The sequence below is a fragment of the Frondihabitans sp. Leaf304 genome, assembly GCF_001423105.1.
Lineage (GTDB): Bacteria > Actinomycetota > Actinomycetes > Actinomycetales > Microbacteriaceae > Frondihabitans.
On record NZ_LMNV01000003.1, the window covers coordinates 334146 to 346241 of the forward strand.

Annotated in this window: 11 protein-coding genes; 8 read left to right on the forward strand and 3 right to left on the reverse strand. The window is 69.4% G+C overall.

Annotated features, from left to right (window positions below; genetic code table 11):
- The first annotated feature begins 148 nt into the window (after positions 1–148).
- From ASF54_RS11825 to ASF54_RS11845, 5 genes are all read left to right on the forward strand, one after another.
- A complete protein-coding gene (locus ASF54_RS11825) occupies positions 149–634 on the forward strand; it encodes an FBP domain-containing protein (RefSeq protein WP_055963094.1) in 486 nt (161 codons plus the stop codon).
- 93 nt (positions 635–727) lie between these two features.
- Positions 728–1870 (forward strand): LolA family protein, encoded by a 1143-nt coding sequence (locus ASF54_RS11830; RefSeq protein ID WP_055963097.1) that lies wholly within the window; start codon positions 728–730, stop codon positions 1868–1870.
- A gap of 17 nt (positions 1871–1887) precedes the next feature.
- The gene (locus ASF54_RS11835) at positions 1888–2847 is read left to right on the forward strand and encodes an ABC transporter ATP-binding protein (protein ID WP_200919618.1); all 960 of its coding nucleotides are present in this window, start codon (positions 1888–1890) and stop codon (positions 2845–2847) included.
- Between the two features lie 4 nt (positions 2848–2851).
- Positions 2852–3718, forward strand: coding sequence for an ABC transporter permease (locus tag ASF54_RS11840; RefSeq protein ID WP_055963103.1), 867 nt, complete (start codon positions 2852–2854; stop codon positions 3716–3718).
- A 112-nt stretch (positions 3719–3830) separates the two neighbouring features.
- A complete protein-coding gene (locus ASF54_RS11845; RefSeq protein ID WP_055963106.1) occupies positions 3831–4415 on the forward strand; it encodes a type 1 glutamine amidotransferase domain-containing protein in 585 nt (194 codons plus the stop codon).
- A 40-nt stretch (positions 4416–4455) separates the two neighbouring features.
- On the opposite strand, the gene deoC is transcribed toward ASF54_RS11845, so the two are convergent.
- A complete protein-coding gene (gene deoC / locus ASF54_RS11850) occupies positions 4456–5142 on the reverse strand; it encodes a deoxyribose-phosphate aldolase (RefSeq protein WP_055963109.1) in 687 nt (228 codons plus the stop codon).
- A 97-nt stretch (positions 5143–5239) separates the two neighbouring features.
- On the opposite strand from deoC, the gene ASF54_RS11855 reads away from it, so the two are divergent.
- Genes ASF54_RS11855 through bla form a run of 3 tightly spaced genes read left to right on the forward strand, consistent with a single transcriptional unit; the run spans position 5240 to position 9434 of the window.
- Complete coding sequence (locus ASF54_RS11855; RefSeq protein ID WP_055964016.1) at positions 5240–7783, forward strand: ATP-binding protein; 2544 nt, start codon at positions 5240–5242, stop codon at positions 7781–7783.
- Positions 7780–8463: a response regulator gene (locus ASF54_RS11860; protein WP_055963113.1), complete on the forward strand. Its 684-nt coding sequence runs from the start codon at positions 7780–7782 to the stop codon at positions 8461–8463. The genes ASF54_RS11855 and ASF54_RS11860 overlap by 4 nt, the downstream gene beginning before the upstream one ends.
- Entirely contained in the window at positions 8460–9434 is a 975-nt protein-coding gene (gene bla / locus ASF54_RS11865) for a class A beta-lactamase (RefSeq protein WP_084816230.1), read from the forward strand. The genes ASF54_RS11860 and bla overlap by 4 nt, the downstream gene beginning before the upstream one ends.
- 146 nt (positions 9435–9580) lie before the next feature.
- On the opposite strand, the gene ASF54_RS11870 is transcribed toward bla, so the two are convergent.
- On the reverse strand, positions 9581–10477 hold the full coding sequence (locus ASF54_RS11870; RefSeq protein WP_055963116.1) for an NAD-dependent epimerase/dehydratase family protein: 897 nt from the start codon (positions 10475–10477) through the stop codon (positions 9581–9583).
- A complete protein-coding gene (locus tag ASF54_RS11875; RefSeq protein ID WP_055963119.1) occupies positions 10474–12084 on the reverse strand; it encodes an ABC-F family ATP-binding cassette domain-containing protein in 1611 nt (536 codons plus the stop codon). Before ASF54_RS11875 ends, ASF54_RS11870 begins: the two co-directional genes overlap by 4 nt.
- Between the last annotated feature and the right edge of the window lie 12 nt (positions 12085–12096).

Consider the following 12096-nt stretch of genomic DNA (forward strand, 5'->3'; position numbering starts at 1 on the left):
ATAACACCCCCTCCCAGCACCATCCGAACGGCCCGTCGCACCCTGTGCGACGGGCCGTTCGGCGCGCGCCCAGCAGAAACCGGCGTGCGGGCCTCTGTCGGAGGCCGTAGCTAGGCTGGAACGACACCGACTGAGTGAAGGGCCGACTGTGAAGCCGCTGACCGAAGACGACATCCGCTCGTCGTTCGTGAACGCCCTCCCCGGCGATCTCGACCGTCTGCCCATTCCCGGGCTGCACGAGATGCTCTGGGAGGAGCGCGAATTCCTCGGGTGGCGCGACAGCCAGGCCCATCTGCGCGGGTACATCGTCGTCTGGATGGATGACCGGCCGACCGGCCTCGTCGTCCGCACCGCCTCCACGACATTGCGCCCCGGTATCGCCGCCATGTGCTCCCTCTGCCACTCTCCCCAACCCGCCACCCAGGTGCGACTGTTCACAGCACCCCGGGCTGGCGAGGCCGGGCTGAACGGCAACACCCTCGGCACGTACATCTGCGAAGACCTCGCGTGCTCCCTCCTCATCCGCGTCGCACCGCCCCATCTCAATCCTCCGGAGCGGATCGCCGAACGCGCCGCCGGGCTTCTGGCGCGCGTGCAGAACTTCACGGCCGGGGTCATGAAGACGGCAGGCTGACGCCTGTCGACCGAACACTGCTTCTCGGAGTCGGCTCGCAGACTCGCGACGTAGCCTGCCGAATCACATGAGTCGCGTAAGAAGGTCGTAGCAATGCTGCAGAAATCGAAGCTCCGGTGGATCCCCGCGATCGCCGTTCCCGCCGTCGTCATCGCGGGCGCGGTCGCCATTCCCAGCATGGCCAACGCCGGTGTCTCGCTGCCCTCCAAGTCAGCGGCGCAGATCGTGGCTCTCGCTGAGAAGAGCGTGGGCACGTCGTTCTCCGGCACCGTTGAGCAGACGGCCAACCTCGGTCTTCCCGACCTCTCGTCGTTCGCCGGGGCGACTTCGAGCGACGACGGCTCGGGCGTCTCCGACATCGTCAGCCAGCTGAGTGGCACCCACAAGGCCCGCGTGTTCGTCGACGGCTCCTCGAAGTCGCGGGTCCAGACGCTCGACCAGCTCGCGGAGCGCGACGTCATCCGTAACGGCACCTCCGTCTGGGCCTACGACTCCAGCGACAAGTCTGCCGTGCACCTCACCCTCCCCAGCCGAGACGGAGACACGCCCTCGGCCGGCGCGACGCCCTCCACCGGTGCTGTGCCGACCGACCCGGCCACCGCCGCAGCCTCGGCCCTCAAGGCGATCGGCCGCTACACGACGGTCTCGACCTCCGACAACGTTCGCATCGCCGGCCAGAAGGCCTATCAGGTCACGCTCGCACCCAACGATTCGAGCAGCCTGATCACGACCGCGACTCTGGCCGTCGATGCCACGACCGGGGTTCCGTTGCGAGTCGCGGTGACGGCCAAGGGCCAGACCGACCCGGCCTATTCCGTCTCGTTCACCTCGATCGACTACTCCACCCCGGCGGCCTCGACGTTCGCGTTCACGCCCCCGCAGGGCGCGACCGTGAAGAAGATCGCGGTGCCCGACCGCTCGGCGCACGCGGGCGGCACGACCACGAAGTCCCATCCCGGCATCACCAGCCGCAACGACCGCATCGCGAAGGCGAAGGCAGAAGCCCAGCCGACCGTCATCGGCACCGGTTGGTCGACCATCATCGGCGCGAAACTTCCCACATCGGCGATCAGTGCGCTTTCCAGCGACGACACGCTCGGTCAGGTCTTCACACCGGTCGACGGCGGACGCCTGCTGAAGACGGCACTGGTCACCGTGCTGATCACCGACGACGGCGAGGTGTACGCGGGCGCCGTGACCCCCTCTGCCCTCCAAGCCGCCGTCGCCGCGCAGTAACCCCCGCTCTGCCACCCGTGACCGCCGACCCCCTCGTGGCGACGACCGAACTCGCAATCGAGACGACGGGCCTCACCAAGGCCTTCGGACGCCAGCGGGCCGTCCACGACGTCGACCTCGCGGTGCCTCGCGGAAGCGTCTACGGCTTTCTCGGGCCGAACGGCTCGGGCAAGACGTCGACCATCCGCATGCTCCTCGGTTTGACCCAGGCGACCGGCGGCCAGATCCGGCTTTTAGGATCCCGCATGCCCGATGATCTCCGAAGCGTCCTGCCGCGTATCGGCGCCCTGGTCGAAGGTCCCGCGTTCGCGCCCTACCTCTCCGGTCGGGCCAATCTGCGCCGGCTCGACACGGCCGACCGCGATGCGCCCGGCGCGACCCGCAAGTCCCGTGTCGACGAGGCCCTCGACCGGGTCGGGCTCGGTCATGCCGCCGACAAGAAGGCCCACGCCTACTCGCTCGGGATGAAGCAGCGGCTCGGAATCGCCGGCGCACTACTCATGCCGCGCGACCTGCTCATCCTCGACGAGCCGAGCAATGGCCTCGACCCGCAGGGCACGCGCGAGGTGAGGTCGCTCATCGGCTCTCTCGCCGCCGACGGCACCACGGTGTTCGTGTCGAGCCATCTCCTCAGCGAGATCGAGCAGATGTGCACGCACGTCGGCGTGATGAGTGCGGGGCGCCTGCTGCTTCAGGGCACGCTCGACGACGTGCGGCGTCAGGGTGTGCAACGCGTCACCGTCGTCACACCGGATGCCGAGGCGGCGCAGCGGATCCTTGCGACTCTCGGCCTCGAACCCGAGCTCCTGCCGACGGGTGTCTCCGCTGCGCTGCCGACCACCGAACAGGAGCCGGAACGCCTGAATGCGGCCCTGGTCGCCGGTGGTGTGCGCGTGCGCGGCTTCTCGGTGTCGGGCGCGACCCTCGAGGATCGTTTCGTCGACCTGACCGGAGAGGGGTTCGCCGTTGCCGAATGAGACCGTGCCCGCTGGCACCGCGCCGAACAAGACGGCCTCTCGACCCGCGAGCGGTAGCTCGCTGGGGCTCGCGCTGCTCGGGTCCGAGATCCGGACGCTCTTCCGTCGAGTGCGGACCATCGCCATGCTGGGCGCGCTGGCGGCCATCCCCATCCTCTTGGCGATCGCCGTACGGGTGACGTCCGACGGAGGAGGAGGCGGGCCGGCGTTCCTCGGCGACATCACCCAGAACGGTCTCTTCGTCTCGCTCACGGCCCTCGTGGTCGCCATCCCCCTGTTCTTGCCCCTCACCGTCGGCGTCGTCGCGGGCGACACGATCGCCGGTGAGGCCGGTGCCGGAACGCTGCGCTACCTGCTCGTCGCCCCGGCCGGACGCGTGCGCCTGCTGGTCGTGAAGTACCTCGCGACGGCGCTGTTCTGCCTGACCGCGACTCTCGTCGTCGTGGTCGTCGGCGGAATCATCGGGGCGATCCTCTTTCCGGTGGGGCCGGTCACGCTTCTCTCCGGGCAGACCGTCTCCTTCGGCGAGTACGTGCTCCGCCTGCTGCTCCTGGCCCTGTACGTCACCGTCTCACTGCTCGGGCTGTCGGCGATCGGTCTCTTCATCTCGACGCTGACCTCGGTGCCTGTCGGGGCCATGGCGGCGACCATCGTGCTGTCGACGGTGGCGCAGATCCTCGGGTCGTTGCCCCAACTGGAGTTCCTCCACCCGTGGCTCTTCACCGATCACTGGCTCGAGTTCGGCGACCTCCTCCGCACACCGCTCTCGTGGGAGTCGTTCGGCAACAACGCCCTGCTTCAAGCGGGCTACATCGTCGTCTTCGGCTTTCTCGCGTGGGGTCGCTTCTCGTCCAAAGACATCCTGAGCTGAGGCGACCTCGGCGAGCGCCGCTGTCCCCCGCAAGCTGGACTCGGCACGACGTGGCGAGACTACGGTCACGGTCGTAAGGGTCGTCGGAGTCGACGCCCGGAAGGAGCCCATCATGACCACCGATCTCACCGGCCGCCGCGTTCTGGCCATCGTCACGAACTACGGCATCGAACAGGACGAGCTCGTCAAGCCCGTCGAGCACCTGCGCCAGGCGGGCGCGCACGTCGACATCGCCGCCACCACGCTCGATCCGATCGAGACCCTCGTCGACGACAAGAAGCCGGGCCAGTCGGTCACGCCGACGATCACCCTCGACGACGCCGACCCCGCCGCCTACGGTCTTCTGCTCGTCCCGGGCGGCACCATCAACGCCGACACTCTGAGGACGTCCGAGCGTGCCGTCGAGATCGTGCGATCCGTCGTCGACGCCCACGGCGCCATCGCAGCGATCTGCCACGCGCCCTGGACCCTCGTCGAGTCGAAGGTCGTGTCAGGCAAAAAGCTCACGTCGTTCCCGTCGCTCCGCACCGACGTCGTGAACGCGGGCGGCGACTGGGTCGACCAGTCGGTGGTGCGCGACGACTCGAGCTCGTGGACGCTCATCACGTCCCGGAACCCGGACGACATCCCCGACTTCCTGCGCGAGATCGACAAGGTGCTGGAGTCGCTCGAGACGCCGCAGCAGCCGGTTCTCTAGAAGCGAGTCGGCGAGCGGGGGCAGGCCGACGCGACCGGTCTCAGTAACCGGCCGTGTCGGATCCTGCGCCCGCGGTGTCGTCGGCGGCGAGCATCGCTCGCGAGCCCGAGACTCCGAGGCGGGTGGCGCCCGCGGCGACCATCCGGCGGGCGTCGTCGAGGCTGCGGACGCCACCGGAAGCTTTGACGCCGAGGCGCGGAGCGACGGTCGCGGCCATGAGCGCGACAGCGTGCTCGGTGGCCCCGCCGGTGGGGTGGAAGCCCGTCGACGTCTTCACGAACTCGGCGCCCGCGCTCTCGGCGGCCTTCGAGACCGCGACGATCTCATCGTCGGTCAGGGCTGCCGACTCGATGATGACCTTGAGCACCGTGGGGGCCGGCGCGGCGGCTCGAACCGCGGCGATGTCACGCTCGACGCTGTCGAAGTCGCCGGCCTTCGCCGCGCCGATGTCGATCACCATGTCGATCTCGTCGGCCCCGAGCGAGACCGACTCGGCTGCCTCGGCGGCCTTGACCGCAGAGGTGTGCTTGCCGCTCGGGAACCCGCAGACCACCGCGACCTTGAGGTCAGACCCCTCGGGGATCACGACGGGCAGCATCGAGGGCGAGACGCACACCGAGTAGGTGCCGAGCTCGGCGGCCTCGGCGATGAGGGCGTCAACGTCGGCGCGGGTCGCCTCCGGTTTGAGCAGCGTGTGGTCGATGAGGCGTGCAATGTCTGAGGGCATGACACCAGGCTAGTCGCCTCGAATTCGAAGGGAATCCGCCCCGCCCGATACCGTGGGGCCTGACCATGTGGGTGTTCGACGAGAGGTGGGGGTGAGCGTGAAGAGAGGGCAACTCCGCGTGTTGCTCGGCGCCGCCCCCGGTGTCGGCAAGACCTTCACCATGCTCGAAGAGGGCGCACGACTGAAAGCCGAGGGGCGAGACGTCGTCGTGGCTGTCGTCGAGACGCACGGCCGGGCTGCGACCGCCGCTCTCACCGACTCACTCGAGATCCTCCCCCGAGTGGTCTCGCGGCATCGCGGTGTCGAGCTCACCGAGCTCGACGTCGCCGGGGTGATCGCTCGCCGCCCGAGCCTCGCCCTGGTCGACGAACTCGCCCACACCAACGCCCCGGGCAGTCGCAACGAGAAGCGCTGGCAAGACGTGCTCGACCTGCTCGAAGCGGGCATCGACGTCATCTCGACCGTCAACGTGCAGCACATCGAATCGCTGAGCGACGTGGTGGAGCAGATCACCGGCGCACCGCAGCGCGAGACGATCCCCGACGCCGTGCTCCGTTCGGCCGACCAGATCGAAGTGATCGACCTCGCCCCGCAGGCTCTCCGCGATCGCCTCGCCGAGGGCAACGTGTATCCCGCCGCCCGCATCGACGCCGCCCTCTCCAACTACTTCCGGCTCGGCAACCTGACCGCCCTCCGCGAGCTCGCCCTGCTGTGGCTGGCCGACGAGGTGGAGTCGTCGCTCAAGGCCTACCGGGCCGAGCACGGCATCGACAGCAAGTGGGAGGCCCGCGAACGCGTCGTCGTGGCCCTGACCGGCGGCCCCGAGGGCGACACCCTCGTCAAACGCGGCGCCCGGATCGCCGCCCGCTCGGCAGGAGGCGATCTCATCGTCGTGCACGTCAGCCGGCAGGACGGCCTCGCCGAAACGCACCCCGGTGCGCTCGCCTCGCAGCGTGCACTCGCGGAGAAGCTCGGTGGCAGCTACCACCAGGTGATGGGCGACGATGTTCCGCGCGCCCTGGTCGACTTCGCGAAGTCGATGAACGCCACCCAGCTCGTGATCGGGGTCAGTCGACGCTCGCGACTCGCGGCAGCACTGTCGGGCCCCGGCATCGGCGCGACGGTGATCCGCGAATCCGGCGCCATCGACGTGCACATCGTCTCGCACGCCCGCGCGGGCGGCCAGTTCACTCTCCCCCGCGTCGGCGGTGCTCTGACGCTCCAGCGCCGGCTCATCGGCCTCGCCCTGACGATCGCGCTCGGGCCGCTCGTGACCTGGCTCCTCACGGCGCTCCGCTCCGACGACACCCTCACCAGCGACGTGCTCGTCTACCAGCTGCTCGTCGTCGTGATCGCCCTCGTCGGCGGCATCTGGCCGGCCCTCGTCGCCGCTGTGCTCTCCGGGCTCACCCTGGACTTCTTCTTCGTGCAACCGATCCACAGCGTGACGATCGATCAACCGTTGCACTTCATCGCCCTGGGCCTCTACGTGGTCAATGGCCTGCTCGTCTCGTACGTCGTCGACCAGGCGGCCCGCCGATCCCGATCTGCCGCCCGAGCCCTCGCCGAATCCGAGCTCCTTGCGACCGTCGCCGGGAGCGTGCTGCGCGGCCAAGACGCCCTCGAGGCCCTTGTGTCACGCACCCGCGAGGTCTTCGGCCTCACCAGCGTGCGAGTGCTCTCCGATGGAGAAGTGGTGTCGGAGTCCGGGCAACCCGACCGCGACGACCGGATCACGACGGTGCCGGCCGGGTCACACGGCTCGCTCGAGCTCCGCGGACCCACCCTCGCCGCCACCGAGCAGCGTCTGCTGGGCGTCATCGCCACTCAGGTCGACGCCGCCCTCGAACGATCCGCCCTCCGGCAGGCGGCCGACGAGGTAGCCCCCCTCGCCCAGGCCGACCAGATGCGCACCGCGCTGCTCGCCGCGGTCGGCCACGACCTCCGCCGACCGCTCGCCGCCGCCACGGCCGCCGTGACCGGCCTCCGCTCGCCCGGTGTCGAGTGGTCGGCTGCCGACCGCGACGAACTCCTCACGACCGCCAGCGAGAGCCTCGACTCGCTCGCGACCCTCGTCACCAACCTGCTCGACGTGTCGCGGGTACAGGCCGGCGTCCTCGCGGTGTCACTCGCGGCGGTCGACGTCGACGACGTGGTTCTCGGGTCGCTCGACGAACTGGGCCTCGGCCCCGACCGGGTCGAACTCGGACTGGCCGACTCCCTCCCCCCGGCGCTCGCCGACGGGGTGCTCCTGCAGCGGATCGTCGTCAACCTGCTCGACAACGCGATCCGCCACGCACCGCCGTCGACGAGGGTCCGCGTCGCGGCGAGCGAGTTCGGCGGACGAGTCGAACTTCGGGTCGCCGATCACGGCCCGGGGATCTCGAAGGAGCGACGAGACGAGGTGTTCGTTCCGTTCCAGCGACTCGGCGACACCGACAACACCACGGGGCTCGGGCTCGGGCTCGCGCTGTCACGGGGGTTCGCGGAGGGCATGGGCGGTACGCTCGACGCCGAAGACACACCGGGAGGTGGGCTCACGATGGTGGTGTCACTTCCCGTGGCGCCTGGCGCGGAGTCGAGCGGCGGTGGGCCCGGATCCTCGGCTTCGCCCGCCCCCGAAAAGGAGCCTGACGCATGAAGATCCTCGTGGCCGACGACGACCCGCAGATCATCCGGGCCCTGCGAATCACCCTCGGCGCCGCCGGATACGAGGTGGTCACCGCTGCCGACGGCGCCGCCGCCCTCGCGCAGGCCATCTCGCAGCACCCCGACATCGTGATGCTCGACCTCGGCATGCCGCACCTCGACGGGGTCCAGGTCGTTCAGGCGCTGCGGGGCTGGTCGCAGGTGCCGATCCTCGTCGTCTCGGGCCGCACCGGTGCCGCCGACAAGGTCGACGCCCTCGACGCGGGCGCCGACGACTACGTGACGAAGCCCTTCGCGATGGACGAACTGCTGGCCCGCATCCGAGCTCTCACCCGTCGGCTCGCGGGGCCGAGCGAGTCGCCGACCGTGCGCCTCGGCGACATCGCCATCGACATGGCGTCGCGCGTCGTCACCGGGCCGGACGGCGCGATTCGACTCACTCCGACCGAGTGGCGCCTGCTCGAGCTGCTCGTGCAGAACCCGGGCCGGCTCATCACGCGGGAGGCCATGCTCACCCAGGTGTGGGGTCCGTCGCACGCCCGCGACACCGGGTACCTCCGCCTGTACCTCGCGCAGCTGCGCAAGAAACTCGAACCCGTGCCGGCCAGCCCGCGCTACTTCGTCACCGAGCAGGGCATGGGATACCGATTCGTGCCGCAGGGGCTCGCGTGAGACGGCGCGGGAGCGCGATCGCCGCCAGCGCCCTCGTCGCGGCCGTGCTGCTGACCGGCTGCACGGCGGGTGGGCAGGGTGGGAGCGGTACCGAGCCGGCATCGGTATCGGCCTCCGCACCCGATGCGGCGGGCACGACCGCGCCGAGCCCGACCACGACCCCGGCAACGACCACTCAGTCGACAAGGGCCGAGTTCTCCGCTCTCGAGAACAAATACGGCGCACGACTCGGTGTCTTCGCCGTCGACACCAGCGCCCCCTCCGGCAGCGAGAAAACCATCGCCTACCGCCCCGGCGAGCGCTTCGCCTTCGCCTCGACCTACAAGGCCCTGGCCGCCGGCATCCTCTTCAAACAGTCGACCGAAGACGAGCTCGACCACACGATTCACTTCACGGAGAGCGACCTCGTCGACTACTCCCCCGTCACCGAGAAGCATGTCGCCAGCGGCATGACCGTGCGCGAGATCATCGCCGCCGCTCTCCAGTACAGCGACAACACGGCCGCCAACCTCATGCTCGATCAGCTGGGTGGCCCCGCCGGGCTCACCGAATCGCTCCGCTCGCTCGGAGACACGACCACGAGTGTCGACCGTCCCGAACCCGGCGTGAACGAGGCAATACCCAAGGATCCGCGCGACACCACGACACCCGCAGCCATCGCGGGCGACCTCCGCTCGTTCCTCCTCGGCGGTGCGCTCGCTGCCCCGCGCCGCGCCGAGATGACCACCCTCATGCTCGGCAACACCACCGGCGCGCCCTGGATCCGCGCGGGAGTGCCCTCGACGTGGAAGATCGCCGACAAGACCGGCAATGCGTCGTACGGCACGCGCAACGACATCGCCGTCGCCTACCCGCCGGGCCGCGCTCCGATCGTCATCGCACTGCTCAGTGATCGAGGCACGGTCGACGCTACGAGCGACGACGGGCTGCTGGCCGACGCCACTCGCATCGTCGTGGGCGCGCTCGAGTAGTCCCGCTGCCGGCCCCGCCGTCAATTTAAGAGCGATTCGGCCGATCGCCACCACGCTCGCCCGGATCCGCGTGGCCGAGATCTAAGATCACTCGCAAATTGGCGGCCCGGCGGCCTGACAGCCGGCGACCGAAGCACGCCCCGGACCTAGGGGTGCCTCACCCCGGCACCCGCGAGCACAGCGCGGTAGCCCTCGCGATAGGTCGGATAGGCGAACTCGAAGCCCGTGGAATGCAGGAGGGCGTTGTCGCAGCGCTTGTCTCCGGCTGCTCCCCTGGCCATCTCGGATCCTTCGCTCGGTTCGTCGACGTCGAGCTCGGCGGCAATGAAGCGCAAGACGTCGGAGAGGGGCGCCGACTCGTCGTCGACCCCCAGCACGACCGGAGGAGGCGTGGCAACGTCGAGGGCGAGGTGCACGATGGCCGCCGCCGCGTCGTCGCGGTGGATGCGGTTCGTGTGCGGAGAGTTGCGCGGGGCGTGCGCGCCCTGGCGCACCTGGTCGATGAGACGCTCGCGGCCGGGTCCGTAGATGCCGCCGAGGCGGAGGGAGACGGACTTCCAGCCCGACGCGGCGGATCGGGAGGCGAGCAACTGCTCGGCCTCGAGCAGGATCGCGGCGGTGGGGCCCGACGCCGTGGCCGGGGTGTCTTCATCGACCACGCTGCCGTCGGCCACGTCGTAGACGGCCGTCGAGGAGACGAACACGATCCGCGGCGACGCCCCCGAGGCGGCGACGGCGTCGAGCACGTGCCGGAGCCCGTCGAGATAGGTGGCGCGATAGTCGTCGGGGTCTCGGCTGCCGGCGGCGAGCGCGACGACGACCACGGCGGTATCCGCCGGGATCACGGGGGCGTCGACCGAGAGGTCGAGGCTCTGCCGGTCGAAGGAGCCGGGCAGCAGGTCGGCCTGGCGTCGGATTCCGACCACTTGCAGGCCGCGGTCGGCGAGTCGGAGGCCGACCTCGGTGCCGAGGTCGCCGGATCCTGCGATGACTGCCGTTCGCGGGGCAGCAGCACCCGCGAAACGGTGCGACGAGTCGCTCATGCGGCGCTCATCTCGAGCTCGGAGGCGGCGGCCCCGTCGGCGCCGAAGACGAGGCGACGGTTGGCGACCTTCTCGGCGAAGAAACGATCGTGGCTGACGACGATGACGGCGCCCGGGAAGTGCTGCAGGGCCCGCTCCATCACCTGCGTGCTGGCGAGATCGAGGTGGTTGGTCGGCTCGTCGAGGAGCAGGACGGACGCGCCCGACAGTAGGCACTGGGCCATCGCGACTCGCGCCCGCTGGCCTCCCGAGAGGGTGCGGATGCGGCTCTGCAGGTCGGCCTCCGAGAACTGGAACATCGTCAAGAAGCGGCCCACCGATTTGCGCGTGGCGGTCAGCGCGAGACTGTCGGGCATCGCGTTGACCGCGTGAGTGACCGTGTCGTCGCCGTCGAGCTCGTCGAGCATGCGGTTGTACGAGACCACCTTCGCTCCGGCGGCCCAGTTCGCCGAGCCGCTGTCGGCCTTCTCGTCACCCGTCAGCACGCGCAGCAGGGTGCTCTTGCCCGAGCCGTTCGAACCGAGCACGACGATGCGATCGCGACGCCGCACCTCGAACGAGACGCCCTCGAACAGCGTTCGATCGCCGTAGCTCTTGGCGAGCCCCTCGATGCGACCGAGGACGTCTTTGACGTGCAGGCCGCCGTAGATCTCGGTGATGATCTGGTCGACGGGTCGCGGCGTGCGAGCTTTCTTGATCTTCGAGAGCTCTTTCGAGAGCCCTGTACCGGCCTTCGCCGCCTTGACCGCCTCGCGACGGTCAGAGATCCCCTCCGACTCGAACGCGAGCAGCTCCGACTCGTGAGCGAACTGTTGCTCGAGCGTCTTCAGCCGGAACTGCTTCTGCACGATGTACTCGCCGAAGTTGCCGGGGTACTCGTGGAGGTGGAAGTTCTCGACCTCGACGATTCGGGTCGCGATCGCATCGAGGAAGCTCCGATCGTGCGAGACCACGATGGCGGCACCCTTGAAGTCGCGGAACCAGGCCTCGAGCCACTCCACGCCCGCGACGTCGAGGAAGTTCGTCGGCTCGTCGAGGAGGAGGACGTCAGGATCCTGCAGCACGATCTTCGCCAGGGCCGCCCGGTTGCGCCACCCGCCCGAGAGGTCGTCGATCGCGCTCGTCCGGTGCGCGTCGTTGAACCCGAGCACGCTGAGCGCCGTGTCGATGCGGCGGCCGTACTCCCAGCCATCGAGGCGATCCATCTCGGCGAAGAGCTCGGACTGGCGCTCGATCAGCGCGGTCAGCTCGTCACCGCCGTCGGGATCCATCGCCACGACGGCGATCCGCTCATCGATGGTGGCCAGCTCGGCCTCGATCGCGCGGATGTCGGCGAAGAGGGCCTCCAGCTCGTCGACGATGGTGAGCGTGCCGTCGAGCTCGGAGAACTGCGAGAAGTAGCCGACCTTCACACCCTGCTCGACCGTGACCGTGCCCTCGTCGGGATCGACCTGCTCGAGAATCAGCTTCAGCAGCGTCGTCTTGCCCGAGCCGTTGCGCCCGATCAGGCCGACCCGGTCACCGGAGTCGAGCTTCAGGAAAGCCTCTCGCAGCACGGGACGGTTCTCGAAGCGGACGGAGACGTCGTTCAGACGGATGAGACTCATAGGCGACAGTCT